This is a genomic window from Oceanimonas baumannii (genome assembly GCF_002245495.1).
In the GTDB taxonomy this organism is placed as follows: domain Bacteria; phylum Pseudomonadota; class Gammaproteobacteria; order Enterobacterales; family Aeromonadaceae; genus Oceanimonas; species Oceanimonas baumannii.
This window is the reverse complement of the sequence record NZ_NQJF01000006.1, coordinates 154,531-180,773: the sequence shown is the minus strand read 5'-3', so window position 1 is coordinate 180,773 and position 26,243 is coordinate 154,531. Positions and strand designations below refer to the sequence as shown.

Below are 26,243 nucleotides of genomic sequence, written 5' to 3'. Positions count from 1 at the left end.
CCCTGAAATTCCTAGAAATTCCGATAACGTAAAAATCGGAATTGAGCGGAACAGCAACAGATGAAATTGCCGCCGCAAGGCCCTAGCCTGTCGCCATATTTGAACACGAGCAGGCACATGAAACCCGATTCACGGTTACGCACAGGCTGGATTTGTATTGCCACCGAAGGCAACAGCGTTGACGGGCGTTATATCTCCCGCGAATGGCTCACCGATATGGCCGAGACCTACGATCCCGACCACTACACCGCCGTTATCTGGCCGGACCATTACCGCTGGTCAGCCATGGGCAGTGTTGAAAGCCTCAAGGCCGAGGAAGTAGACGGCAAGATGAAGCTGTTCGCCGTGCTGCGCCCGAACCGGGATCTCATCTATTACAACCAGATCGGCCAGTACCAGTTCTGCAGCATTGAACCCAAGGAGCAATTCGCCGGCGGCGATAAAACCTATCTGATAGGTATGGGTGTCACCAGCGAGCCGGCCAGCACCGGCACCACCCGCATGCAGTTCAGTGCCAACGGCAAAGAGCACAACAAGCTGATTGGCCAGAGCGAGCCGTTCAGCCTGAAAGAGCTGGCCGATCGTGAGCAAGAAGTGGGCATGTTCAAAAAGTTTACCGCCTGGCTCAAAGGCCAGGAGCAAGAGCCCCCTGCCCCCACCGACAACACCCCCGAGGATCCAGCAATGGACAAAGAACAGTTCAACACACTGCTGAAAGCGGTTGAAGGCGTCGCCACCAAACAGGGCGAGCTGGAAACCCAGTTTGAAGCCTTCAGCAAAAAAGAAGAGCCGACCCCGGCCAGCGAACCTGAGACGAAACCTGAGCCCGAGCAACCCGCCACCAAAGGCATCACCGCCGAGCAGTTCACCAAACTGCTGAATGCCGTAGAAGGCGTGGCCAGCAAGCAGGGCGATTTGGAAACCCAGTTCTCCAGCCTGCTGAAAGAGCAGCCCGGCCAAACCCCCGGCGGTGCCCCCGCTGGCGGCGACATTTATCACCTGGTTTAAGGAGCAAGCATGAGCCAGATCCTCACCGCCCAGGCCGCCGCCATGCTGCAGCAATATTGCTCTCAGCTGGCCAAGGGCTACGGCATTGATCCCCAAAGCCTGAAACAACAGTTTTCCGTTGTTGGCCCGCAAGAAACCCGCCTGCGTCAGGCGCTGCTGGAGTCCGCCGACTTCCTGCGCATGATCACTCTGGCCGACGTGGACCAGATCAAGGGCCAGGTAGTAGACGTGGGCATTGGCAGCATTCACTCGGGGCGAAAGGCCTCGGGCCGCTTCATCAAGGAAGTAGGCGTGGGTGGCCACAACTACGAGCTGACCGAAACCGACTCCGGTGCCCTGCTGTCCTGGGCCACGCTGGCGGTATGGGCCAACGCCGGCAACGAAGGCGAGTTTCTGCGCCTGGTAAACGAGTTCATTAACCAGACCTTTGCGCTGGACATGATCCGCGTGGGCTTTAACGGCACATCAGCCGCTGCCAACACCAACCCCACCAAAAACCCCTTGGGTCAGGACGTGAACAAGGGCTGGCAGCAGCTGGTAAGCGAGTGGAACGGTGGCTCTCAGATCATCGGTTCGGCTCAGGACAAGGTGTATTTCGACCCTGCCGGTAAAGGCGATTACAACACCCTGGATGCCATGGCTTCTGACCTGATTAACAGCACCATCGACCCGGCGTTCCGTAACGACCCGCGCCTGACCGTGATGGTGGGTGCCGATCTGGTGGCCGCTGCTCAGGGCCGGCTGTATCAACAGGCCGACAAGCCCACCGAACAGATCGCCGCCCAGCAGCTGGCCACCAGTGTTGCCGGCCGCAAGGCCATCACCCCGCCGTTCTTCCCGGGCAAGCGCATGGTAGTGACTATTCCGAGCAACCTGCACCTGTACACCCAGCGCGGCACCCGCCAGCGCAGTGCGGCTCACAACCAGGACCGCAAGGGCTTTGAAAGCCAGTACTGGCGCATGGAAGGTTACGCCGTGGGCGAATACCGCGCGTATGCCTCCTTTGATGAATCGGGCGTAGAAATCAAACCCGATCCCGCAAAGGAAAAAACAGAAGAGCAGACAGGTTAACTGAATGAGCACCCCGGCCCAGCGTCATCGTGATCGGCACCGCGCCCGGCAGGCGGCAGAAAAAGCCGCCACCACCGGCCAGGCTACCGGCGACATTGCCCACAGCCTGCACCTGCAGCTGCTGGCACTGGAGCAGGACGAAAAGCGGCTGAAGACACTGGATCGCATCAGCGACAAGGTGGCCCTGAAACGCGAACTGCTGCCCAAGTACCGCCCCTATGTGGAGCAGTACCTGGCTGCGGAAAAGAGCCACCAGAACCCGCTGTTTGCCACGCTGATCGTCTGGCTGTTCGACCTGGGTGAATTTGAACAGGCACTGGACTGGGCCGAAGTGGCCATTGCACAAGGCCAGCACACGCCCACCCGCATGAAGCGCGACTTCCCCCACTTTGTGGCGGACACCGTGCTGGAGTGGGCCGAGCAGCAGGCTGCCGAGGGCCAGGCCGTAGAGCCCTATTTCAGCCGGGTGTTTGCTCATGTGGCCAAAGACTGGCGGCTGAATGAAAAGCTCACCGCCAAATACTTCAAGTTTGCCGGGCTGCTGCTGTTGCGCGACGCCACCGGTGAACCCAGAGCCAGCGCCGTGAGTGACCCGGATGTGCTCGATAAGGCCGACGCCCTGCTGGCGAAGGCACACGAATGGGATCCGGTGGGTGCCCAGGTAAAAACCCACAGGAACAGAATTGCCATGCGCCTGCGGGCGCTTGAGCAAGACTAGCTCCACGCCGCCGCGCCCCGGCGGTGCGGGAACAGCCAAGGCAATGCCTTAACGCTGTTGCCCAACACCGTGGCCAGGGGCGCACCTATTCACATGGAGGCCGTATGTTTGGATGGCTTAAAAAGCGGAAAGCTAGCAACAAGAAGCAGAACTCAACGGCTCAGGCGAAGCGCCCAGCTGACCGTGCGCATCGCACCATTGCCGAAAACCACGATGCTTTCGTGGCTCAGCAACATAACCTGAATAACCAGATGATGCTCCATTCCGTGATCGCTGATGAAGCAAGTCGAATGAGCCAGATTAGCACCACCCACCATCACAGCCATTCAAGTCATGGCTGCTCAGATAGTGGCGCTTCCAGTTCTTATTCATCATCTTCCAGCTGCTCAGGTGGTGGCAGCTCAAGCTCATCTTCTAGCTGGGACTAAGCCTTATGTTCAGCGGAAACAGCACCGATTATCAGCAGAGCACCATCACCAACGATGGTTTCTGGCCGGACATTGAAGTGGGCGACTTTGAGCGTGACCGCGCTATGCCCGCCGATCTGCAGCCTGCCACTGTGGCTGCTGCGGTGCTGTCTGCGGTGGCCCAGGTCAACCTTGAGCTGGTGTTTACCAAATCAAGGCTGCTGGCCGAGGGGCACGGCAATGCCGCCGCCGTGCCCGGCCCTTCCGTGGGCACCCAGAACATGCTCACGGCGCTTTATCGCCAGGCGGTGTTTGCCCGTGCCAAGGCCGATTTGGTTACCGAGGCCGGCAGCCTGAGCCAGCGCGACACCGGCAATAACCAGGCTACCCAGAGCGGCGATGTGCGTGCCGCCCTGCTGGCCGAAAGCCAGCAGCATATTCGGGCTATCAAGGGTGCTCACCGCTGCGGGATTGAATTGCTATGAGCCAGGGCTACTACCTGCACCAGCTGAGCACCGCCATCAAGGACGTGCTGCCGGCCAAGTGCCGCAAGGATTTTGATGCCTGGATGCAGAACGGCACCCTGCAGCTCACACCCGAAGACGGCGGCACCGGTGTGGAACTGGCCCGGCTCAACTACCAGGCAGTGTTTATGGTGGAAGACCTGCCGTTCCGCGAACTGAACCCGGCTGAAGTGCTGGCCACCGTGGCCGCCTGGCTGCAGGACCACGACACCGACCGCGAACGGCTGGAACTGCCTGACCCGGATTATGACGTGGAGCCGATCGACGAGCACAGCGCCGACCTCACCATCAGCGTGCTGTTTTCCGAGCCCCTGCTGATGGTACCCGATGCGGCTGGCCCCATCCGCTACGGCGGCGAACGCTACCGCCTGGCCCCCTACGAGATCTGGGTGGCGGAGTACGGCAAGTTGTGGGTGAACGAAAACGGCCCTTGGCCGCTGGTAGGTGATGCGTGATTGCGTTTGACCTGAAAGGCGCTGTCTCTGTCGCCGACCGGCTCAGGCTCGCCATGCTGCCGCCAGATCGTCGGGAGCGTCTGCTGAACAAGGTCATGCGTCAGGCCGTTAAGGACGCCAAGGCAAACCTGAAGGCCCAGAAAGCACCGGATGGCCAGCCCTGGCCCAAACGCAAACAGGGCCGGAGAAAAATGCTCAAAAAAATGGGCCGGGGACTGAGGGTAGACACCAATCCGGATCAGGGAACCGCCCACTGGAAGGACCGGAAAGCCGGGCAAACCGCCTTCAAACACCAGTACGGCCTGCCGGAGATTTATACCAGGGCCAAAGCCCGTAAACGCAGCGGTAAATCGAAAGAAGCTGCCGACCAGGACGGCCCGGCTACCCGCCACCAGGCACGGTTACTGCGTCAGCTGGGATACACCATCACCGTGGGCAAAAGGGTGAAGCGTACCCGCAAGCCAGGACTGGCCTGGATACAAAAAAACATGAGTTATGAGCAGGCCGGCCAGACCCTGAAGATGCTGATTGCCGAGAAACGCAACCAGCGTGCAGGCAAAGCCAGCTGGGAAATCAAGGTGCCGGCCCGGCCCTTTATTGAAATCGACAAGCAGCAGGTGCTGGACGCCCTGGCCGCTGAACTCAACCGCAGAGGTTAACATGACCCCAAAAATCCAGATTAACAACCTGAACCAGATGCAGGGCCCCACCGAAGAGGTGGAGCGACATTTCCTGTTTGTGGGTCAGGCCACCAAAAACAACGGCAAGTTGCTGTCCATTAACACCCAGTCAGATCTGGACGATCTTCTGGGCGTCAACGCCAGCCCGATGAAAACCAACATCAAGGCCGCCATGCAGAACGCCGGCCAGAACTGGAGCGCCCATGCCCATGCGCTGGCTCTGGGGGAAGACTGGACCGCCGCCGTGCTGGCTGCACAAAAGGTCGCGTCCTTTGAAGCCGTGGTACTGCTGGAGCCGGTGACCACCGCCGAGCAGATTAATGCCGCCCAGGCTCTGCGCAACCAGCTGATTGCCACCTGGGGCCGCTGGCAATTCATGATCCTGGCCACCAACGGCATTGTGACCGACGGCGCAGAGCCCCAAGACTGGCCCGCCTATGAAGCCGACATGGTCGCGCTGGCCGATGGCATTGCCGCCGACGGCGTGATGCTGGTGCCCCAGTTACATGGCAACAACGCCGGCGTGATGGCCGGCCGTCTGTGCAACCGCGCGGTGACCGTGGCCGACACTCCCATGCGAGTGAAAACCGGGGCCGTGGTCGGCCTGGGGCCGGTACCGGTCGACAGCAACGGCACCGAGCTGTCTCTGGCCACCCTGCAGACCCTGGAGGCTGCCCGCTATTCCGTGCCCTGGTGGTTCCCGGATTATGACGGCGTGTACTGGGCCGACGGCAACATGCTGGACGTGTCCGGTGGTGACTACCAGGTAGTAGAAAACCGCCGTGTTGCCGACAAGGTGGCCCGCAAACTGCGCATCCGCGCTATTGGCCGCATTGGTGATCGCCAGCTCAACAGCACCCCGGGCAGCATTGCCGCCGCAAAGCTCTACTTCATGCGCGATCTGCGGGTCATGAGTCGTGGCGTAACCATTGCCGGTGTCACCTTCCCCGGCGAAGTCATGCCGCCTGAAGATGGCGACATCGCCATTGAATGGCTGAGCAAGTACGAGGTGGCCATCTACGCCATGGCGCGCCCCTACGACTGCCCCAAAAAAATCACTATCAACATCATCCTTGATCTCAGCAACCCGGGAGACAACCAATGAGCCGCCGCATTTCCGGTATGAACTTTGATGTGGAAATCCTGGGCACCATGATCCACGTCGAGAAAGCCACCGTCACCATCAACGACAGCACCGCCGCTGCCCAGACCCGGGGCATTACCGACGGTTACGTGGATGGCGACGTCACCGCCGACGTGGAATATGAGCTGGATACCAAGAACTTTAACCTGCTCAGTGACGCGGCCGCCAGTGCCGGTTCGTGGCGGGGTATTGATCCCCATGATGCGCTGTTTTACGCCAAGGCCGACAAAGAAGAATTCCGCATTGAAGCCTTCGGCATCAAGCTGCAGATCTCCGACCTGCTCGACATTGACGGCAAGGGCGGCAGCAAGCAAGTGCACAAGATTAAGGGCTTCGTGACCGATCCCGAGTTTGTGCGCATCAACGGCGTGCCCTACCTCTCCGCTGACGATACCCGTCATCTGCTGGGTTAACCGCCATGGATGTGATTGACCGCGCCAATGACATGAGCGACTGGCTGCTGGCTCAGCAGCTGGCCGCCCAGACCGGCCACCACTGCACCGCACCCAGTCGCCACCAGTGCGAAGAGTGCGACGACCCCATCCCCGAGGCCCGCCGGGCAGCCCTGCCCGGTGTGACCCTGTGCGTGGGCTGCCAGACCCTGCTGGAGAACAGACGATGAACAAGACCCCCTTTGAAAACCTGCACTTCACCCGCCGTGAGTTTGCCTGCAAATGCGGCTGTGGTTTTGATGCCGTGGACGCCGAACTGCTGGGCGTGCTGGAGCAACTGCGCCGGGACCTGGGCAGCCGTCCGGTGATTATTACCAGTGCATGCCGCTGCGACCTCCATAACCGCCGGGTGGGCGGTGCCAGAAACAGCGTGCACAAGCTGGGCAAGGCCGCTGACATTCGTGTGAAAGGCCTGCTACCGGCTCAGGTGGCTGACTACCTGGAACGCACCTACCCGGGCCGCTACGGCATAGGCCGTTACGCCACCTTCACCCACATTGATGTGCGTGAGACGCCGGCGCGCTGGGGCAAGAACTAAGGAGCCGCCATGAGCGACTGGAAAGACATTGCCACCACCGTGGGGCGCATTGCCGGCACCGTGGCCCCGCTGCTCTCCGGGCCCGTGGGCGTAGCCGCCACCATCGGTGCCCAGATTGCCGGCGTACTCGGCACTGATAACCGGCCAGACGCCGTGCAGCGTGAGCTGGTGCAAAACCCCGAATCGGCTCTGAAGCTGCAGGAATGGGCTTACCAGGAACGGGAGCAGATCCGTCAGGCCAACCTGAAGCTGGTGGAGCTGCACATGAAGGAAACCGAAATCTTTCTGGACGACGTGCAGCACGCCCGCCAGCAACACCGGGAAAACCCGGTGCCTGCGCGGTTGACCATGGCCCTGGCCATCATGGTGGTGGCACTGACCGTAGGGCTGATGGCCATGCCGGTGCCCGATGGCTCCAAAGACGTGGTGTTTTACCTGGCCGGACAAATCGTGACCGCTTTCCTTGCCGCCGTCACCTACTGGCTGGGCAGCTCCCGGGGCAGCGCGGAAAAACAAAAACAAATCGACCGCATTGCAGGAGGCCACCTTGGAGCAAGTACCCGACTGGCTGGGCGTGGGGATCTCACTGGGGCTGCTACTGGCCGCCGTGCTGACCCCTATTCTCAGTAGCCTGAGCGGCAAGGTACACAAGAATCAGGTCGACAACGCCAACCTGCGGGCCCATGTGGCAGAGAACTACGCCACCAAGCCCGAACTGAAGGAAAGCGTCGACCGCATTGAAAAGCGCATAGACGACGGCTTTACCCGTCTCGACAAAAAACTGGAGAACATCAAATGAGCAAGCAAATCATCACCCTGACCGTTAACGGCACTGATCTGGCGTTTGAGCCCACTACTCAGGCGTACAACAAGTACATCAATGAACTGAACATGGATGACAAGGTCGCGCCGGCACACAACTACCTGAACCGGGTGGTCACCGCCGACAGCAAAGACGCTCTGGCCAAGCTGCTGAACCTCACCGGTGCCGGCCTCAAGATCGCCGCAAAGGTGAATGAAGCGTTCGTCCCCGAGCTTGAGATCAGCATAAAAAACTGACCCGTCGGGTTAACGCGATAGAGGGCAACCAGCTGGAGCAGGTGCTGGCACTGCGCCGCCACTACCTGCCCCACGAACCCGACGATGAAGAAGCCCTGGCCCGGGCCATCTGGCTCGACAAACAGCACTGGGACAATACCGGCAACGCCATCGCAACAGGCATAGCAAAGGCATTTAACGGCACATGAAGCACCTGGAACAATTAATGCTGACGGTGAGCCTGGTCGACAAGGTCACCCGGCCCATTCAGGGCATTAACCAGCAGATCAAGCAAACCGGAGAGCTGGGCCGCCAGAACATGGATCGCATCACCGAAGGGGTCACCGGCCTGGCCGCCTCCGGTTTTGCGTTGTACCAAGCGCTGATGCCCGCCATCGAAATGGACCGCGCCCTGGGTGAAGTAAAGTCCCTGGGCGTGATTCAACAGGATCTCGATACTCTCAGCCAGACCGCCACCGACTTCTCCATTGAGTTCGGCAAGTCGGCCACCGAGTTTATCGGGGCAGCGTATGACATTAAGTCTGCCATGGGGGATCTGTCCGGCAACGAGCTGGCCGGCATTACCGAGTCGTCGGCCGTGCTGGCCGCCGCCACCAAGGCCGACACCGCGACGATCACTGCCTACATGGGTACCATGTATGGCGTGTTCAAGCAGCAGGCCGATGCCATGGGCCGGGATAACTTCGCCGCCATGGTGGCCGGCCAGACCGCCCAGGCGGTGGAGTCCTTCAAGACCACCGGCCAAGGGATGGCCGATGCGTTCAAAGGGATCCAGGCTAACGCGACTTCTGCCGGCATTGCCATGCACGAACAGATGGCCGTACTCGGTACCCTGCAGGCCACTATGTCCGGTGGGGAGGCAGGCACCAAATACAAAGCATTTATCAACGGGGTAGGAGCTGCCCAGGACAAACTCAATATGAGTTTTGTGGACGGCAACGGCAACATGCTGGGCATGGTGCAGATCCTGCAGAAGCTGAAAGACAAATTCGGCGACACCATCACTGTGGCCGAGTCCGACGCGATTAAAAAAGCCTTTGGCTCTGACGAAGCGGTAGACCTGGTGAAAGCCCTGATGCCGCAAATCGATGGCCTTGCACACAGCATCGATAACGTGGGCAAACAGACCGGCATGGACAAGGCCACCCAAATGGCCGGGGCCATGACCGACCAGTGGCAACGACTGGAACACGTCTGGTTTGCCCTGCGTGCCGGTGCCGGAGCCAGCGTGCTGCCCACCATCAATGCGGTGGTAGAGTCCATCGCTGACGGCATGGCCGTGCTGGTGGAATGGACCGACATGTTCCCCCACCTCACTGAAGCAGTAACCTGGACCGCCATTGGCCTGGCCAGCCTCACGGCCGTGGCCGCCAGCTGGACCCTGCTCAGTGCCATCGGCGGCAGCATGTCGCTGTTCTTTGGCCGCAGTATCAGCCTGTTGCTCAGCCCGCTTAAGCTGGTGCGTATGGCCATGGTGGCCATGCGTCCGGCACTGATTGGCCTGAACTTTTTGATGATGGCCAACCCTGCAGGCCTGATGATTGCCGGCATTGTGGGTGTGATTGCGGTGCTGGGAGCAGCAGCCATTGCGGTTTATAAGTTCTGGGAACCCATCAAAGCCTTTATCAGCGGCTTTATTTCCGGCTTTACTCAGGTGGCCGGGCTCAGCGAGCTGTTCGCGCCCTTTGTGGGGCTGTTCCGGTTGTTTTCTGCCGTACTCGGCTGGATTGGTGGCCTGCTGGCCGATCTGTTTGGCTGGTTCACCGCCTTGATTGCGCCGGTGGAAATGACCACTGAACAGCTGGACGGCTTTGCAGAAGCGGGGCAGACCATTGGCAACGTCTTTGGCACCATCTTTAATGCCATCCTGTTTCCGATCCGCATGGCCGGCAAGTTGGTGCAATGGCTGATTGAGAAAATCAACCTGATCCCGGGGATTGAGATCGACCTGAGCGGGGTGGACATGGTCCTGCCGGAAACCCCGGACATGCCCGAGGTTACCCAGCACATTGAGCGAACGGCCGGCGCATTACCCCAGGACGCTGCCACAGCTCCCGCCATGATGCCAACCACGACCCAGCAGGTAAGCCGCCACCTGCAGCCGGTACCGGCAGAGCTGTCTCCGGCCACCCAGCTGGTGAACCGCCAGTGGCCCGACGCCGCCAATACCGCTGTGCCGCCCGTCACCCAGCAGGTGGCCCGTACCCTGCAGCCGGTGCCGGCAGATATTGCCCCGGCCAGCCAGGTGGTCAACCGCCACTGGCCCGAGGCCGCCAATACCGCTGTGCCAGCCGCCACTCAGCAGGTCGCCCGCCACCTGCAGCCGTTGCCGGCAGATGTGGCCCCGGCCAGCCAACTGGTCAACCGCCAGTGGCCCGAGGCCGCCAATACCGCTGTGCCAGCCGCCACTCAGCAGGTCGCCCGCCACCTGCAACCGCTGCCGGCAGAAGTAGCGCCGGCCACCCAACTGGTCAACCGCCAGTGGCCCGACGCCGCCAATACCGCAGTACCCCCCGCAACCCAGCAGGTAGCCCGCCATCTGCAGCCGGTGCCCAGCGATATTGCCCCGCTGAAACAGGAGGTATTACGGACCTGGTACGACGATCTGCAGGTTGAACTGCCGCCGATAACCCAGGAAATACACCAGGTGTATTCCGGTGGGGCCCCGCAGGATATGCCGGCCAATGACGTGCCAGTAGAGTTCCCGCTGTTCAACGCCCCTCACTTGCTGCCAGGCAACAGCACTGAGCCGGTCCCCGACAGCGAGCCGCTGATGGAAAACATTAATGAGCGACTGCGCACCACCCGCGCCCCGGAGTCGATGCAATCGCCGCCGTCCCCCTTGCTGCCGCAGCTGATCAAGGTGGCCGGCCAGAACAACGGCAAAACCGTGCATTTTGGTGATGTGCATATCAAGAACGAACAGGGCATGAGCCCGCAAACCCTGGCGGAATGGGAGGAACTGCAATATGGCTTCTGAACGGCTGTATATCGATCTGCTGGTCGAAAATGGCGGTCTGGTGCTGGATGCCGGCGCACAGCCGGTCACCACCGACAACCGCCACAGCATTGGCCAGGACATCAAGCACGCCATTATGGAATCCGGGCTGGCCCGTGCGCTGATTGGTGAGCGCAGCCCGACCCTGCGCGCCGACGTGCGCACCCAAATACGCATTCTGGTCGAGCAGGATACCCGTATCGAGCCCGGCACCGCCGATGTGCGGGAAGAGACGGCCGACCGCTATCTGCTGACCGCCCGCACCTATGAATTCGGTGATCTGGAGGTGTTCCTGTGAATGCCCGTCCCAAGGTCGACTTTACCCGGCTGGTGGCCGCCGCCGGCATTCCCACCACCACGGAAGCACTGGAGCAGGAGCTGGCCAGGGAAGTGGAGGCCGCCGGCTCCATCATCACCAACGACAGCCGCATGTCCCCGTTCTGGCGGCTGCAGCGCGCCATTGTGGTGAAGCCGGCCATGTGGCTGCTCAACACCCTGCTGGTGGACCATGTGCTGCCCAACTCATTTGCCGCCACGGCGCGGGGCTACTATCAGGATCTGAAAGCCTGGGACGTGGGGCTGGAGCGTAAAGCCGCCAAGGCCACCCGGGGCCTGGTGGAGTTTTTCAAAACCGAGCCGGCCAGCACGGTGACCATTAAGGCCGGTACCACCATCACCACCGAACGTATTAACGGCCGCAGCTATACCCTGGCGGTGGTGGACACCGTCACCATTTCCGCCGGCCTGATCAGCGGCCTGGTGGTGTGTGAAGCCACCGAGCCCGGCAACGCCTGGAACCTGCCCGCCGGCTACTACTGCATTTTGCCTACTGCCGTGAACGGGATTGAACGGGTGGCCAACCCGGTCGACTGGATCACCGAGCCCGGCGACGACGAAGAAGACGACGATGCCCTGGGCCTGCGCATTCAGAACCAGTATTCCGTGGTGGGCCGCTATCACATTGATGCGGTGTACCGCTCCATGCTCGCTGCCGTGGCCGGCATCCGCTCCGATAACATCTTTTTTGAACACGATGCCCCGCGCGGTCCGGGCACTGCCAACGCCTTTATTTTGATGGAAGTGGGCACCACGCCACCGGCCCTGATTGAACGGCTTAACCGCCATGTCAGTCACGATGGCAACCATGGCCACGGCGACGATCTGCAGTGCTTCGCCCTGCCCGACACCCTGCACACCATTACCCTGGACATCTGGCCCCGGGCCTTTCTGGGTGACCAGGAAAAAAGCCAGCTCAAGGCCCGCGCTGAAGCCATGGTGCGCGCCGCATTCCGGGAGACCGCGGATTACCCGAACATTACCCGCACCAAGCCGCTGAGCCGTTTTTCATTCAGCCGGCTGGGTGCGGAGCTGCATGCCGCCCTGCCCGACATTGACACCTTGTCGTTCGGCCAGTCCGACATTAACAGCGCCCAGAGCATTCCGCGCCTGGCCGAACTGACGGTGACCCTGCATGGATAAACATCAGCAACAGGCTCCGGAGCTACCCGAACACAAAGCCCCTTGGTGGATGGACGGCCGGGAACAACAGGAGCCGCATTTTCTGGGCAATGGCCTGAACACCTTCTGGCGCAAAGCCTGGCATTGGCTGCTGTTCCCGCTGCGTCAACTCGACCCGCTGGAATGCAGCGAAAACATTTTAAACGTGCTGGCCTGGGACCGAGGTATTCAACGCTTCAGTAACGAGCCCTTGCTCCTTTACCGCAAGCGGGTCAAGTTCGCCTTTGCCAATGCCCGGGACGCCGGCGACATTGCTGGCTTCAAGCGTATTTTTGAGCGCCTAGGCATTGGCTGGGTAGAGCTGCACGAACGCCAGCCCGGCGTGCCCTGGGACGTGATCATTATCGAGCTGGCCGACCTGGCCCTGGCACAAAACCAGCAACTGCTGCAGGTGCTGATCCAGCATTATGGCCGCACATGTCGCCGCTATCGCTACAAAGTGGTTTACCCGCAACCCCTGCGCCTGCACGCCGCCCGATTCAGCGGCAGTTATCAAGTATTTGGAGCAAAACTAGGATGACCCAAACCGCCATCACCCTCGCCTTTGAAGCATATCTGGCAGAGCAACAGCTGGGCGGTCAGCCCGTGGTGCTGGACGAAATCGTGCTGGCCCATATTCCGGGCCTTGACCTGAGCCAGCCCATCAACCGCGCTGTAGGGTTGCCTGATGCCAGCCAGATTGTGCACCGCCAGAAGGTGGATCAGCGCGGCAAAATCAACGCCAACGGGGTGGCCTATTCCATCGTCATGGATACCAATCTGGGTGACTTTACCTTTAACGCCATGTACCTGATCCACAAAGCTAGCGGCTTGGTGGCCATGGTGGTGCACAAGGCAGAAGAAGATAAATTAAAGAACCTACTGAACCGCCCCGGTAACAGCCTGGTGAAGTCGATGCTGATGGAATACCAGGGCGCCGCTGAGGCCACCCTGACCCATGTGGATGCCGGCACCTGGCAAATCGACTTTACCGCCCGCTTGATGGGACTGGATAAAGACATTCAGCAGCAAGCGCTCGATCATTACGGTGACGCCGCTTTTATTGCAGACGGATTTGCCGTGCGCCCCGGTACCGGCGTAAATGAGTTTCTGGTGACCCCGGGCATGGGATACATCGCAGGCTTGCGTACCGAACTGACCAGCTCGCAGTCCGTAACCGTGGCCCAGCGCCCCGCTGTGCTGTATGCCGATGTATACCACGCCGGCACCCTGCTCTCGGACTGGCACACCCTGGTCACCATTCGGGCCAGCACCACCCCGCTCAGCGACTACGTGGATGAAGCTGGTTACCCGCACTATGTCACCCCGCTGGCGTCTCTCGCCTCCAATGGGACTGTGACCGACCTGCGCGGCCGTGGCGGCCTGTGGTGGCATGAGCACCGCCCCGATGCGCACACAAAAGACCAGGTCGGGCTGGATAAACTGGAAAACTGGAGCTGGAGCCACAGCTACACCGATGCCGCCGGTGGTGCTACCAAGTATGCCACCAGCAAAGCCGTGGCCGATGCATATAACAAGCTCAACAGCATCAAGCTCAACGCCTCCCAATACACCGCTGCCGATGTGCTGGCCAAGATGCTGACCGTGGATGGTATTGGCTCTAAGCTGGATACAGAATTTCTGGGGGGGAAACCCAGAGACTGGGTCCGGCACTGGGATAACCTGCTGGGTAAGCCGGCCACGTTTCCACCCTCAGCCCATCATCATGACGACCGCTATTACACGAAGGCACAGGGAAATGCCCGGTACGCAAGCATCGTGCATGACATTAAAAACGCCACGCATTTGGGCACCAGTCACCTGGATACCATTACTGATCACGGTGTTTTCTATCAACCGATGAACGCGAATGCGACAGCAGCCCGGAAATATCCGGCACAGTATGCGGGCACCCTGATCGTCACCGAGGCCGCCGGCGTGGTGCAGACCTATATTCCCTATCATGGATATAGCGCCATTATTTATACCCGGGGATTTTATAGTGGTAGCTGGTCTGAGTGGTCGGCCACCTACTCCACAAATCACAAACCCAGCAAGGCCGATGTGGGCCTGGGGAGCGTGCCCAACTATCCCGCTACCAGCAGTGTCAGTGATGCGAGTAATAGCAAGTTTGCAACGGCAGGAGCCGTCAAGTCCGCCAATGACAACGCCAATGGCCGGCTGCCTAAAAACGGGAAAGCGGTAGATTCAGCCAATTTGAATGGAGCAACTGACTCAACAGGAGAAGAGCCGAACACCATAGCAAAGCGTAACACCTCCGGCGATATTCAAGCCCGTCTGTTTCGCTCTTCTTATGGTGCATCCAATACGAACGTGAAATACATCATGACCCAAGTAGATCAAGGGTCTAACAACTTCATTCGCCCAACAACGCCGGCGCATTTCCGTGCTGCAGTCACAGACCCGCACTATGCCCCCAAAAGCCACAAACACCACTGGGACCAGGTCACTAACAAGCCGGCCACCGCCCTGCGCTGGCCAAAGTGGGGGGAAATAACGGAAAAACCCAGCCTGGGCAGCCAACTGATTGCCGAAGTGCGCAGCGGTTCATCTGAAGCATATAGTGGCAATGGTATGTATACGGAAAAGCGCTCAAATTACCTTAAGCACGACTTTACACCCGAGGAAGGCGCAACATATCAAATTACAGCAAAAATATGTGTCGGGTATGCCACTAGTTCGAATGGCCTGCGTGATATTGATTTTTACACCTGGCTTGATGTGAGTGGATCCCAGCTCGACAGGACAACTGAGGACTTACTGTCTGAGCAAGGGGAAGGAAGGACACTCAACCTCACCTACACCGGCCCAATCACCCCTGATGTTGATGGAGTAGCCAGGGTCCGCATTGGCTTTAAATGTGGCGGGGGCGATAACCCCGGAAATTTTGTCGATCTGGTTCTGTGGGGAATAAATGTGACAGACCCCCATACATGGAGCCCTTATCAATCAGGAAACCGCACAACTACCAAGTCCGTCCTTACGATTGTGAAGCTATGACCATGACCAAATTTGCACGAGTTGACCCAACCAATACCGAGCCGCACCCCATTCTGTGCCTTCTTTCTGGCCAGATTGAGGAATCAGCAGACATCCTGCCCTGCGAACCCGAAGTGGATACAGACTGGTGGTATCACCCAAGCACCGACGAATTCAGCCCACCGCCTGAGCTGGTTCCGGAACTGTCAGAGGTCATCGAAAACAAGATCTACTACATCAACGTCTGGCGCGACATGCAGGAAAAAACCAACCTGCTGTTTGAGCATGCTGGACACACCTGGGATGCTGGCGAACGCTCAAAATCACGCATGGAAGAAACACTCGCCCTCGCCGATGCCACCGGTACGTTGCCGGAGGGTTTTTTCTGGACGACCGCCGACAATATCGATGTACCCATGACCACTACTCAGCTGCAGGCACTGGCCAGTGCCATGGCTGCAGCTCGTGGCCAGCGCGGTTTTGACATTCATGCCCGGCAGCGACAGATGAAAGCAGAGGTTGCGGCCCTCACTGCCGTGGCTGACGTTCAGGCCTACCTAGTGGGCTGGGCTAAGGAATGAGCTGGTCCCGTACTTCCCTGACCTGGCCGGCCAGCGCCGACGATATTGCATCAAAAGCGGATGTCGTATTGTCCCGCGTGGCCACTACTCAACAGCAGGCCATGGCAACGCTGAGCCAGGCCGCCGAGGCCGTCAGTTTTCGCCCTCACCCATTAAGTGATGACGCCGCCCAGCTGGCCCATCTGCGCGCACTTATCGAGCAGATGCTGGTTACCGGACACCGCATTACGGTGACGCCCTATGATTACGGCGTGGGCCAGGTGGAAAGCAGCGGCAGTTATCTGGCCCCCGGAAACGCCGCCAGCCGCCTGGCAGAAAAGCTGCAGGGTGACAACGCGCCGCCCGGCTCACATGTGCAAGGGCTGCTGGTTACCGCAAACTCTCTGGCTGAATTTGCTGATGCGCTGACCGCACTGACGGCCGTGCTGCCCATTCCGGAGCTGTGCGCCTGTGCCCGGCGCAGCCATGCAGAAAACACCAATGCCCAGGAACGTATGCAAACCCCCACCGGCAGTGCCACACCCAAGTGGGTACCGGGCCGGCATCTGTTTGAGCCGTTGCGCTCAACCGTGGCCATACTGGGATCCAGCGTAGCGCAACTGGAATCACTGGCGGCAGATACCCAGTCCCCCATCAACAAGCTGCAGGCGCTGGCCAGCAAACGGGAAGCCTGGCTGGAGCAACAGAAACAGGCATTGAATGCCCTGAAAACCGGACTGAACGGCAGCCTGTATGCCATAAATGGCTCCGGCGCTGCATCCGGCATTGCGGCCTCGTTATCATCCGGCCTGCCAAGCTACGAGCGGGCACATACCGCCGCTGTGCTGCTGGTATCCGAGCAGCCCATGACGTTTTTCAAGGAGTTGCTGCCATGATCGCGCTCGACGGCGAATTGCTGCGCCTTAAGTCCCCCCGCATCACCCTGAGCATGGAATTCAAGGAAAAGGACACTTCCGGGCAAACATCCAATACCAGCACGGCGGAGCAGGGAGAAAAGGGCAAAGAGCTGCAGGTGACCGGCCTGGTGCCGTTCAAGGATCAGGCCGCCCTGACTCGCCTGTTTGAACTGGCTCAGAGCAAAGAAGACGGTAGCAACCGCAAAATCTACCGTATCGGCTGCGAACTTGCAGAAGCGGTCAAAATTTACCAGGTAAAGTTTGCCGGCCGCATTATGGCTCCCGAGCAGGAAGGACTGCTGGCCTGGCGGGTCTCGTTCACCTTGCGTGAGCACCTGTCGGTACCGGAGAAACGCGAACAACGCGCATCAAAACCGGCGGCCACAGTTGGCCAGGGCACCGCAGGCACCAGCACTGTATCACCACCGCCGGCCGCCCAAGGTGGAGAGCAACGCGAATTGAGCGGATTTGAGAAGATCCTGAAGCGCGCCGACGATGCACTGGCAGGAGACTGAACACAATGAAACTGAATAAACGCATCACCGTGAATGGCCAGGAGGTCCACCTGGTGAATGACAAATGGGTGCTGGAACTGTCGTCAGCCGGTCGCGGTATCGTTACCATCAAGGGCAGTGCCGAAGCCAAAGCGCTGGTGCACTTCGATATGGGCTATGGCACCACCATGCACCGCTGGTTTACCGGTATCGTCACCCGTGCCGAGCCCGCCGATAATGGTCACACCCGGCTGCTGATTAAAGAGTTGTCCTTTGTACTCGGTACCCGTACCACCATGAGCATTCAGCATGCCACTTTTCGCCAGGTAATCACCGAGCTGGCAGAGCAAACCGGGCTCACCTTCGCGCTGCCGGAAGCGGATTATGTGGACACGGCCATTCCCAATTTCACCACCGCCGGTACCGGCGCCCAGCTGCTGGAAAACGCCAGCCGTGCGTTCCAGATCCCCGAATTCTGCTGGTATCAGCAACCCGACGGCAACATCTATGTGGGCAGCTATCAGCACTCGCGCTGGCCATCCCGACCGCTTACGCTGGACGCCGAGCTGACAGACCATCAGGCGGCAGGCAACAGCCTGACCTTACCGGTGATACCCCTTATGCGCCCCGGCGCACTGGTGAACGGCCAGCGCATTACCCATCTGAAGTTTGACGGCGCAGACATGACCCTGCGCTGGCAGGGTAAGCAGAAGACCGCGCAACAGCGGCAAATGGAGCAGGACTTTCCCGAACTGGCCGCCGGCTTTCACCTGCCGGTATTTGGTGTGGTTACCGCCGCGATAGATGCCGCCAGTGCCGGACAGGTGAATGACCCCTTTCGTCCCCGCTACGCCGTGGACGTGCAGCAGTTGGATGAAAACGGCCAGCCCGACACGGCCGTGCCCGTGTTTAAGGCGGTGCCCGTTCCCGTGCTCTTCGGTGGCCCCGAACAGGGGCACTTTCAGTACCCGGTGGAAGGCACTCTGGTCGAAATGGGCTGGGCTTTCGGCAGACCGGACAAACCCTTTATCCGGACTATCCTCGGCACCGGCTGGCACCTGCCCGACATACAACCTGGAGAGCAGCTGCAGCAGCAGCGCGCAGAGGTGTATCAGCGTACTGACCCGGCCGGCAACCACACCCTGGAAACCGACCAGACCATCAGACACCTGGCCGCCCAGCTTATTCAGCAGGCCGACGACTACCAGGGTGAATTTGGCAGCCAGCACACCACGGTCACCCAACACAGCACCGAGGAAATTGCCGGCCGCAAACTCATAGAAGCGCTGGGAGCCATAGAGCTGCTGGCCGGCGACGACCTGACCCTGGCCAGCCTGACCAACCTACAGCAGGTGGCCGCCGGCGAACGGGTCGATGTCACCGGTGCCGACTACCAACACAGCGTTGGCAGCAACAGCACCACCACCATTGCCGGCGACAGCCTGATGACGATCCAGGGCAATAGAACTGCAACAGTGAAGGGTAACGATGCCCTGACGGTTGAAGGAAGTCGCACCACCACCATCACCGGTGACTCCCTACAGACCATCAAGGGAAGAAGAACGGCAACAGTGAACGGCGACGATGCTCGGACAGTCCAGGGAAGCAGCACCACCACCGTCACCGGCAATGCACAACGCACCACCCAGGGCAACACCACCGAACAGACCACAGGCACCCACAAGAGCACCGCAAGGACCCAAGTCATACAGGGTGATAGCATCGTGCTGGGCAATGGTACCCACAACATGCTGGCCCTGATGATCAGCATGATGGCAAACGTGCAGGCCGCCCTGCAGAAGCTCGACGGCCACACACATACCGACGCTGGCCCGCCCAACGTGCAAGGCCAGGTTGCCACCCATGCCAACGCTATCGGCGGCATCAAGAACAACCTGCAGAGCTTCACCGGATAAAGGGTAAAATAAATTAGCGAATATTTTTTGTTCAGCATTGAATCATTTGGAACCATCCCAATATCTATTATGTTGTTTTTTATGGAGATAGAAGATGAGTGCTGAAAGAGAAGCTATTTATGAGCTGGGTGATATTGTGCGTCTAACGGCCGGCGGCCCTGAAATGACAATCAATCAATTAATTTCATCTTATAGTGGCGATCGTAGTTTCTCTGGGAACTACAAAGCCCAATGGTTCGCCGGTAAAAAATTGGACTCTGGTACCTTTCCTGAAGAGTCACTTGAACTGGTTAGAAAAAGAGGCGAGGCCAAGTGAAGGCCAGCGACGTATCAGCCTGGATGATTGCAGCTCTAGAAAAAGAAGGCTGCATCTACCAGGATGATGTGGTCGACTACTTGGTTAAATCGGGGGCGGAGGAACTCTTGAAAGAGAACGCCGACGGTAATCAGGTTCTTGCGAAGCCAGTGTTATCTGCATTCCTCAAATACACGGCTGAGACTGTGGTTTGGGTAAAGCCTGATCGTTACTGGCGGTGGCGAGTACCTGAAGATGAGCCAGGAAGAGAAGCCAGAGGCTGAACGCCTCTGACTCATAGATAACCCACCTAGGCGGCCCAAAGCGGCCGCCTTCTTGTATCCGTACCCCAGCAGCACCCGGGCCGGCGCCGCCACGGCAACCGCCCACGCACGCGCTCGCCCCACGGAAACCGCGCTCCTCCGCGCCCGCCTTCGCGCTTTGCGTCATAAAAATTATGAAATTCTGCGGGTGTGCAAAACCAACCGCCAACCCTCGCTGTTACAGGGATCTGCGGGGGATCTGAGGATCTGCAACCAGTGAAGGAAATTGCACGAAAATGAAGGAATTAGAGCGCTGGCAGATCACCGGCAGGATCGGTAAGGCCCCATCGTGCCTGGCCTTCGTGCCGTTTACGTGGGCACTAGCCTGACACAGGCAAAACACCGGGCCAGCGCAAAGCCGCGCCACGCCTGGGAATCGTGAGAATGGGAATTTCAAATCAGATCAATGGCGTCGCCACTTAAACAGATGCCGCCAAAGTGTCGCCATTAAGGCAAAACCAGAAATATAAAATATTGATTTAAAAGGAATTTAAAGATAAAGGATATTAAAGATGGTTGTAGTTCAGATGTGACAAGCTGCCGCCTCCACCATGCAATGCTCCATCATAAAGAAACCGGCCGGGTTTTTATACCCGGCCGGTTCATTTGGCATCCGTGTGCAGACTTACACCAGCTGAGTATGCACAGACACCTTTCGTCGCTGCGGCTCCCTGTGCGGCAAGACCTGTCTTAGCATGATATAACCACTCACCGCAGCCAGGGTCGAGCCCATCAGAATGCCGAGGCGCGACAGATTAGCCAGCTGGGCCTGGTCGGCAAAGGCCAGTGAAGAGATGAAAATCGACATGGTAAAGCCAATGCCACACAGCACGGATACCGCAAATATTTGCTTGAAGCATACCCCTGCTGGCAACTGGGCATAACCCAGCCGTACCGACAGCCAGCTTACCAGGAATATCCCCATGGGCTTGCCCAGCAGCAGACCCGCCATCACTCCCAGTGGCAAGGCCGAGGTGAGATCTGCCAGCGACAGCCCTTCCAACGATACCCCGGCGTTAACAAAGGCAAACAACGGCAGAATAACAAAGGCGCACCAGGGATGAAGAAAGTGCTCCAGCTGCTTGGAAGGTGAAAAGCGGTGGCCATACAGCGGGATCAGGAATCCGAGGATCACACCGGCCAGCGTCGCGTGTACGCCTGACTTGAGCACTGCCACCCACAGAATCCAGCCCAGCAACAGATAAGGCACCAGGTTACACACCCGGGCCCGGTTCAGCCACACCAGGCCGACAATACCCAGCGCCCCTACTGCCATTGCGGTGAAATCGACACCATGGTTGTAAAACAGGGCAATAATGATAATAGCGCCCAGATCGTCGATGATCGCCAGCGCCAGCAGAAACACTTTCAGGGTAAGCGGCACTCGCTTACCCAGCAGGGCCATCACCCCCAGGGCAAAAGCAATGTCCGTTGCCGCAGGAATAGCCCATCCGCTCTGATTGGCCGGTTCACCCAGGTTGATGAACATAAACCACAGTGCCGGGAACACCATGCCGCCGATAGCCGCCAGCGCCGGAAACATGGCTTTTTCACGGGTTGAAAGCGCGCCTTCCACCATCTCGCGCTTGACCTCAAGGCCGACCAGCAGAAAGAACACCGCCATCATGCCATCGTTTACCCACAGCAGCAGCGGTTTATCGAGATCAAGATCACTGATGCGTAACTGAATACGGGTACCAAGAAATTCCTGATACATGCCGGACAGACCGGTATTGGCCATCAGCATGGCGATCAGGGCGGCAATAATCAGCAGAATGCCACCGGCCGACTCCATGGCCAGGAAGCGTTTAAGCACATGAGACATAACGAGCTCCTTCTCAAAGAACAGCCCGAGTGTAATCAGCTTGTTACAGAGGTAATAATCGGTTGTTTCTGATTAACACCTCGGGAATAACGAAAGAAAGCGCAAAACGCCTTATAAATTCCGATGAATATAAAATGTTAAACTAAAGTATAGCTTTATTTACAAACAAAAATCTGTCAAATGGCAACCGGTGCTTTTATATGAGGGTGCGGAAGGTATTCTTCCAGAATAAAATCCTCATAAACATAATCAAACAGTGAATCCGGGCGGCGTGCCAGCCGCATCACAGGCAAGGCTCTCGGCTCTCGGCTCAGCTGCAGACGGGCCTGCTCCAGGTGGTTACTGTAGAGATGCACATCCCCTCCACTCCAGACAAAGTCTCCCGGCTCCAGCCCAGCCTGCTGAGCCATCATCATGGTCAGCAGCGCATAGCTGGCAATATTAAACGGCAGCCCCAAGAAAACATCACAGCTGCGCTGATACAGCTGGCTGGATAACTTGCCGTTGGCCACGTAAAACTGAAACAGGGCATGGCAGGGCGACAAGGCCATTTTATCCAGTTCCCCCACGTTCCAGGCCGAAACAATAATGCGGCGGCTGTCCGGGTTGGCTTTAATGGTCTCCATGGCCTGGCTTATCTGATCGATTACCCGGCCATCAGCGGCTTCCCAGCTACGCCATTGCTTGCCATACACAGGACCCAGCTCGCCGTTTTCATCAGCCCATTCATCCCAGATACTGACGCCATTTTCCTTGAGATAGGCAGTATTGGTATCGCCATTCAGGAACCACAGCAGTTCATGAATAATGGATCTGAGGTGACATTTTTTGGTGGTGACCAGCGGAAAGCCGTCGGCCAGATTAAAGCGCATCTGGTGTCCGAATACCGACAGTGTACCGGTACCGGTGCGGTCTTCTTTGTGTTCACCGTGATCCAGAATATGTTGCATCAGTTCGAGATAGGCTTTCATGCGCTTTTTGCTCCGTTACCAAACCATTGAGGACGGCGGCAGGCCGCCCATAACATCAGGGCGCCGCCAATCATCATTGGCAACGACAACAACTGGCCCATGCTGAAGACATCGAGATACAGCCCCAGCTGGGCATCGGGCTCACGTACAAATTCCACCAGGAAGCGGAACAGTCCGTAGCACAGCAAAAACAGGCCTGAGACGACTCCCCGGGGCGGACGGGCACGCCAGACCAGATTGAGAATAAGTAACAACGCCACCCCTTCCAGGGCGAACTGGTAAAGCTGAGACGGGTGCCGGGGCAGCGCTCCCGCCGCCGGAAAGATAATCCCCCAGGGCACATCAGTTACCCGTCCCCAGAGCTCACCATTAATGAAGTTACCCAGACGTCCGGCCCCCAGCCCAAAAGGAATGAGCGGAGCAATAAAATCGGAAACGGCAAAGAAAGTTTTGTTGTGCTTGCGCCCGAACAGCCAGAAAGCGGTCAGTACGCCCAGCAACCCTCCGTGGAACGACATCCCGCCGGACCAGATTTTGATGAGATAGACGGGATCCGCAAGGAAGGTGTCGAACTGGTAGAAAAACACATAGCCAAGCCGGCCGCCAACTATTACGCCCAGAAAGCCATAAAAGAGCACATCGGATACCTGATCCTTGGTCCATTCCGAGCCCGGCTGCGCCGCCCGCCGGTTACCCAGCCACCAGGCGAACACAAACCCCAGCAGGTACATAAGGCCATACCAGTGCACCGCCAACGGTCCCAGCTCGATGGCTATGGGATCGAAACCGGGAAACACCCAATGAGAATCAGACATGCGCTTACCCCGAAAATTTGAAAGCGGGTATTGTAAGGCAAACCGTGACAAGTGTCTGTGGAGCTGTGCATTTCGTCGGGCCAAAGGCACTACTTCGCTGACACACCGTGAACACTTCCCTGTGGGCTCCGCTGCGCACCTGACCACCAGAAATGGTATTTGACGAGCGTTACATGGGGCGAGCTTACTCGCCGTGACGAAGTAAAAAAGCCTGACCGAACATTGAATATGTTCGCAGCAGGATTCTTTGGTGAGTGGCATTCATCGAAGTATGTCGGCGGAGCGCAACCGCGCAGCTGCTTCGCCTTGCGATGCACTACAGCCCCGCCCGCAGCAGGCCTCCCAGGCCGCGTTCTTCAAGGTAGCGCCCGAAGATGCCTTTAAAGGCCCCGGTATGGCGGTGACTGAGTGCTTCCTGCAACAACTTCTGCAGCTCATCAATACGCGACTGCCGCACGATATATTTGATGCGCATGATATTACTGTTATTCATACTGAAACGGCGATAGCCCATGGCCATCAGCACCAACACGCCAATGGGATCCCCGGCCAGCTCACCACAGATAGACACCGGCCGGGCATGCTGGCGGGCAGTATCAATAATTTGCTGCAGGGCTCGCAGCACCGCGGGGTGTAGTGAGTCATAAATATCGGCCACCCGGCCATTATTGCGATCCACTGCCAGCAGGTATTGGGTCAGGTCGTTGGTACCCACCGACCAGAAATCCACCAGCGGAGCCAGTTCCGCCAGCTGGTACAACAACGACGGCACCTCAATCATCACCCCCAGACTGGGATAACGGATAATACCCTGCTCACCGGCGGTTTCTGCCGACACCTCGCGCCAGGCTCTGTCCAGCAGCCGGCGTGCAACCCGGACTTCTTCAAGGCTGCCTACCATCGGCAACATGATGGACAGATTATCCAGCCCGATGCTGGCTCTGAGCATGGCCTTCAGCTGAACCAGAAAGATCTCGGGATGATCCAGCGTAAGGCGAATGCCACGCCAGCCCAGAAATGGGTTTTCTTCCACAATCGGGAAATAAGGCAGCTGTTTATCCCCCCCCACATCCAGAGTACGCATGCATACCGGTTTGCCCACATAACTGGTGAGCACCCGTCGGTAGCTGTGTACCTGCTCCAGCTCAGAAGGGAAACGATCCCGCATCATAAAGGGGATTTCAGTACGAAACAGCCCGACTCCATCAGCGGTATCATTCATCGCAATATCGGCATCGGCACTGAGGCCCGCATTCAGTAATAATGAGATCTGCACCTGATCCAGAGTATGCGACGCTTCTGAACGCACAGTGGCAAAAAGCTCGTCCATCTGCACTTCTTCGGCAATCACCCGGTGATATTCTTTCAGGACCGAGTCAGGTGGCTCAATCAGCAGTTCACCGGTGTAACCGTCAACCACCATCAGCCGATCTTCAAGCAGCTCAAAAGAATGATCAATACCCATTACCGCCGGTATCCCCATGGCCCGTGCCAGAATAGCTGCATGGGAGTTGATAGAACCTTTGGCCGACACAATGGCCCTGAGCTTGTTACGAGGAATTTCAGCAATCAGGGTGGCACTGATTTCATCGGCAACCAAAACCATGGGCTCGCTCAGGCTGAGGGGACCTTCGTCTTCATGGATAAGGCGGGTCAGCAAGCGCTGGCCCAGGTCCCGGATATCGGCAGCCCGCTCCCGTAAATAGAGGTCGGACATACCGGAAAAACAGGCGATTTGCTGCTCACATACCCGCTTCACTGCGCTGCCCGCGGTCCAGCCCTGATCAATTTCATCACGAATAAGACCAATAAATACCGGATCCTTGAGGATATACTGATACACCTCAAAGACCGCAATGGAGTCAGCAGAAGAAGCCTCTTTAAAACGCAGCGCCATGCTGTCCAGCTCTTCCTCTACCTGCTGCAGTACTTTGTCGAGCCGCTGGTGCTGTACCGGCTTATCATCGGCGCGACGCAGCCGTACTCTGCCCAGTTCAACCCGGGGCCGCCACACCCAGGCTTTGCCAATGGCCACACCGGGAGAACCGGCAAGCCCCTTGAGCATGCCTTTCCAGTTACGCGATTTAAGGTTTCCCTTGGCTTCGGCATGGGCAATGACGGTAGCCAGCTGAGCCGCCAGCGTTACCAGAAAGGACTCTTCACCTTCTTCAAACAAACGGACTTGTTTTTGCTGAACCACCAGCACACCAAGCGTCTTGCGCTGATGAATAATAGGTGCCCCGAGAAAAGATCTGAACTCATCTTCGTGGGCTTCGGGCAGGTACTTAAAGCTGGGGTGGTGGCGGGCATCGGCCAGGTTGATCAGTTCTTCCTTTTCCCCCACCAGACCGACAATCCCTTCGCCAAGGGGAATACGGGCGAGTCCGACTGCCTCGGGTGCCAGACCATCGGTAGCCGCAAGCAAATAAAACGGCTCTTCCTCACGACGCAGATAAATGGAGCAGCAGTCAGCCAGCATAACCTGACGGGTTTGCTGCGTCAGCTCCGACATGGCTTCATGCAGATCGGAGCTGGCCGTGACCCGCTGGACGATTTCCCTCAGTTCTTTTAGCACT

General features: G+C 58.4%; 30 protein-coding genes. 26 read left to right on the top strand and 4 right to left on the bottom strand.

Annotated features, from left to right (window positions below; translation table 11 throughout):
- The first annotated feature begins 117 nt into the window (after positions 1-117).
- The 26 genes from B6S09_RS08745 (at position 118) to B6S09_RS08630 (ending at position 20,017) form a co-directional block, all read left to right on the top strand.
- Positions 118-1,008 (top strand): GPO family capsid scaffolding protein, encoded by an 891-nt coding sequence (locus tag B6S09_RS08745; RefSeq protein WP_094278117.1) that lies wholly within the window; start codon positions 118-120, stop codon positions 1,006-1,008.
- 9 nt (positions 1,009-1,017) lie between these two features.
- Positions 1,018-2,079, top strand: a complete 1,062-nt coding sequence (locus tag B6S09_RS08740) for a phage major capsid protein, P2 family (RefSeq protein ID WP_094278116.1) — start codon at positions 1,018-1,020, stop codon at positions 2,077-2,079.
- A gap of 4 nt (positions 2,080-2,083) precedes the next feature.
- Positions 2,084-2,797 (top strand): phage terminase small subunit, encoded by a 714-nt coding sequence (gpM, locus tag B6S09_RS08735; RefSeq protein ID WP_094278115.1) that lies wholly within the window; start codon positions 2,084-2,086, stop codon positions 2,795-2,797.
- 104 nt (positions 2,798-2,901) lie between these two features.
- Positions 2,902-3,225: a hypothetical protein gene (locus tag B6S09_RS18295; RefSeq protein WP_134113977.1), complete on the top strand. Its 324-nt coding sequence runs from the start codon at positions 2,902-2,904 to the stop codon at positions 3,223-3,225.
- A 5-nt stretch (positions 3,226-3,230) separates the two neighbouring features.
- Positions 3,231-3,689, top strand: coding sequence for a head completion/stabilization protein (locus B6S09_RS08730; RefSeq protein ID WP_094278114.1), 459 nt, complete (start codon positions 3,231-3,233; stop codon positions 3,687-3,689).
- Entirely contained in the window at positions 3,686-4,183 is a 498-nt protein-coding gene (locus B6S09_RS08725; RefSeq protein WP_094278113.1) for a phage tail protein, read from the top strand. The genes B6S09_RS08730 and B6S09_RS08725 overlap by 4 nt, the downstream gene beginning before the upstream one ends.
- A complete protein-coding gene (locus B6S09_RS08720) occupies positions 4,180-4,842 on the top strand; it encodes a phage virion morphogenesis protein (RefSeq protein WP_094278112.1) in 663 nt (220 codons plus the stop codon). The genes B6S09_RS08725 and B6S09_RS08720 overlap by 4 nt, the downstream gene beginning before the upstream one ends.
- A 1-nt stretch (position 4,843) precedes the next feature.
- The gene (locus B6S09_RS08715; protein ID WP_094278111.1) at positions 4,844-5,968 is read left to right on the top strand and encodes a DUF2586 domain-containing protein; all 1,125 of its coding nucleotides are present in this window, start codon (positions 4,844-4,846) and stop codon (positions 5,966-5,968) included.
- A complete protein-coding gene (locus tag B6S09_RS08710; RefSeq protein ID WP_094278110.1) occupies positions 5,965-6,420 on the top strand; it encodes a DUF2597 family protein in 456 nt (151 codons plus the stop codon). The genes B6S09_RS08715 and B6S09_RS08710 overlap by 4 nt, the downstream gene beginning before the upstream one ends.
- A 5-nt stretch (positions 6,421-6,425) precedes the next feature.
- A complete protein-coding gene (locus B6S09_RS08705) occupies positions 6,426-6,629 on the top strand; it encodes a TraR/DksA family transcriptional regulator (RefSeq protein WP_094278109.1) in 204 nt (67 codons plus the stop codon).
- A complete protein-coding gene (locus B6S09_RS08700) occupies positions 6,626-6,997 on the top strand; it encodes a D-Ala-D-Ala carboxypeptidase family metallohydrolase (protein WP_094278108.1) in 372 nt (123 codons plus the stop codon). Before B6S09_RS08705 ends, B6S09_RS08700 begins: the two co-directional genes overlap by 4 nt.
- 9 nt (positions 6,998-7,006) lie before the next feature.
- The gene (locus tag B6S09_RS08695; protein WP_094278107.1) at positions 7,007-7,627 is read left to right on the top strand and encodes a hypothetical protein; all 621 of its coding nucleotides are present in this window, start codon (positions 7,007-7,009) and stop codon (positions 7,625-7,627) included.
- Complete coding sequence (locus B6S09_RS08690) at positions 7,545-7,796, top strand: hypothetical protein (RefSeq protein ID WP_134113976.1); 252 nt, start codon at positions 7,545-7,547, stop codon at positions 7,794-7,796. Before B6S09_RS08695 ends, B6S09_RS08690 begins: the two co-directional genes overlap by 83 nt.
- Positions 7,793-8,056: a putative phage tail assembly chaperone gene (locus B6S09_RS08685; RefSeq protein ID WP_094278105.1), complete on the top strand. Its 264-nt coding sequence runs from the start codon at positions 7,793-7,795 to the stop codon at positions 8,054-8,056. The genes B6S09_RS08690 and B6S09_RS08685 overlap by 4 nt, the downstream gene beginning before the upstream one ends.
- Before the next feature lie 41 nt (positions 8,057-8,097).
- Positions 8,098-8,244 (top strand): DUF6890 family protein, encoded by a 147-nt coding sequence (locus tag B6S09_RS18450; protein WP_166670299.1) that lies wholly within the window; start codon positions 8,098-8,100, stop codon positions 8,242-8,244.
- Complete coding sequence (locus B6S09_RS08680; RefSeq protein ID WP_094278104.1) at positions 8,241-11,036, top strand: phage tail tape measure protein; 2,796 nt, start codon at positions 8,241-8,243, stop codon at positions 11,034-11,036. The genes B6S09_RS18450 and B6S09_RS08680 overlap by 4 nt, the downstream gene beginning before the upstream one ends.
- Entirely contained in the window at positions 11,026-11,352 is a 327-nt protein-coding gene (locus B6S09_RS08675; RefSeq protein WP_019934041.1) for a DUF2590 family protein, read from the top strand. Before B6S09_RS08680 ends, B6S09_RS08675 begins: the two co-directional genes overlap by 11 nt.
- Positions 11,349-12,533: a baseplate J/gp47 family protein gene (locus B6S09_RS08670; protein ID WP_094278103.1), complete on the top strand. Its 1,185-nt coding sequence runs from the start codon at positions 11,349-11,351 to the stop codon at positions 12,531-12,533. The genes B6S09_RS08675 and B6S09_RS08670 overlap by 4 nt, the downstream gene beginning before the upstream one ends.
- Positions 12,526-13,092 carry a phage tail protein gene (locus tag B6S09_RS08665; RefSeq protein ID WP_094278102.1) on the top strand — a complete coding sequence of 189 codons (567 nt, stop codon included), beginning with the start codon at positions 12,526-12,528 and terminating at the stop codon, positions 13,090-13,092. Before B6S09_RS08670 ends, B6S09_RS08665 begins: the two co-directional genes overlap by 8 nt.
- Positions 13,089-15,572 carry a phage tail-collar fiber domain-containing protein gene (locus B6S09_RS08660; RefSeq protein WP_166670298.1) on the top strand — a complete coding sequence of 828 codons (2,484 nt, stop codon included), beginning with the start codon at positions 13,089-13,091 and terminating at the stop codon, positions 15,570-15,572. The genes B6S09_RS08665 and B6S09_RS08660 overlap by 4 nt, the downstream gene beginning before the upstream one ends.
- Before the next feature lie 2 nt (positions 15,573-15,574).
- The gene (locus B6S09_RS08655) at positions 15,575-16,132 is read left to right on the top strand and encodes a DUF4376 domain-containing protein (RefSeq protein ID WP_166670297.1); all 558 of its coding nucleotides are present in this window, start codon (positions 15,575-15,577) and stop codon (positions 16,130-16,132) included.
- Positions 16,129-17,007, top strand: coding sequence for a hypothetical protein (locus B6S09_RS08650; RefSeq protein ID WP_094278099.1), 879 nt, complete (start codon positions 16,129-16,131; stop codon positions 17,005-17,007). The genes B6S09_RS08655 and B6S09_RS08650 overlap by 4 nt, the downstream gene beginning before the upstream one ends.
- Positions 17,004-17,543 (top strand): baseplate complex protein, encoded by a 540-nt coding sequence (locus B6S09_RS08645; RefSeq protein ID WP_094278098.1) that lies wholly within the window; start codon positions 17,004-17,006, stop codon positions 17,541-17,543. Before B6S09_RS08650 ends, B6S09_RS08645 begins: the two co-directional genes overlap by 4 nt.
- A gap of 5 nt (positions 17,544-17,548) precedes the next feature.
- Positions 17,549-19,438: a bacteriophage T4 gp5 trimerization domain-containing protein gene (locus tag B6S09_RS08640; RefSeq protein WP_094278097.1), complete on the top strand. Its 1,890-nt coding sequence runs from the start codon at positions 17,549-17,551 to the stop codon at positions 19,436-19,438.
- Positions 19,439-19,532: 94 nt separating this feature from the next.
- Positions 19,533-19,754, top strand: a complete 222-nt coding sequence (locus B6S09_RS08635; RefSeq protein WP_094278096.1) for a YodC family protein — start codon at positions 19,533-19,535, stop codon at positions 19,752-19,754.
- A complete protein-coding gene (locus B6S09_RS08630; RefSeq protein ID WP_166670296.1) occupies positions 19,751-20,017 on the top strand; it encodes a DUF6953 family protein in 267 nt (88 codons plus the stop codon). The genes B6S09_RS08635 and B6S09_RS08630 overlap by 4 nt, the downstream gene beginning before the upstream one ends.
- A 664-nt stretch (positions 20,018-20,681) precedes the next feature.
- Here the strand turns inward: B6S09_RS08630 and nhaA are convergent.
- From nhaA to ptsP, 4 genes are all read right to left on the bottom strand, one after another.
- Positions 20,682-21,881: a Na+/H+ antiporter NhaA gene (gene nhaA, locus B6S09_RS08625; protein ID WP_094278095.1), complete on the bottom strand. Its 1,200-nt coding sequence runs from the start codon at positions 21,879-21,881 to the stop codon at positions 20,682-20,684.
- A 176-nt stretch (positions 21,882-22,057) separates the two neighbouring features.
- Positions 22,058-22,852 carry a thymidylate synthase gene (gene thyA, locus B6S09_RS08620; RefSeq protein ID WP_094278094.1) on the bottom strand — a complete coding sequence of 265 codons (795 nt, stop codon included), beginning with the start codon at positions 22,850-22,852 and terminating at the stop codon, positions 22,058-22,060.
- Positions 22,849-23,667 carry a prolipoprotein diacylglyceryl transferase gene (gene lgt / locus B6S09_RS08615; protein ID WP_094278093.1) on the bottom strand — a complete coding sequence of 273 codons (819 nt, stop codon included), beginning with the start codon at positions 23,665-23,667 and terminating at the stop codon, positions 22,849-22,851. Before lgt ends, thyA begins: the two co-directional genes overlap by 4 nt.
- A 316-nt stretch (positions 23,668-23,983) precedes the next feature.
- Positions 23,984-26,242: a phosphoenolpyruvate--protein phosphotransferase gene (gene ptsP, locus B6S09_RS08610; RefSeq protein WP_094278092.1), complete on the bottom strand. Its 2,259-nt coding sequence runs from the start codon at positions 26,240-26,242 to the stop codon at positions 23,984-23,986.
- Position 26,243 lies beyond the last annotated feature (1 nt).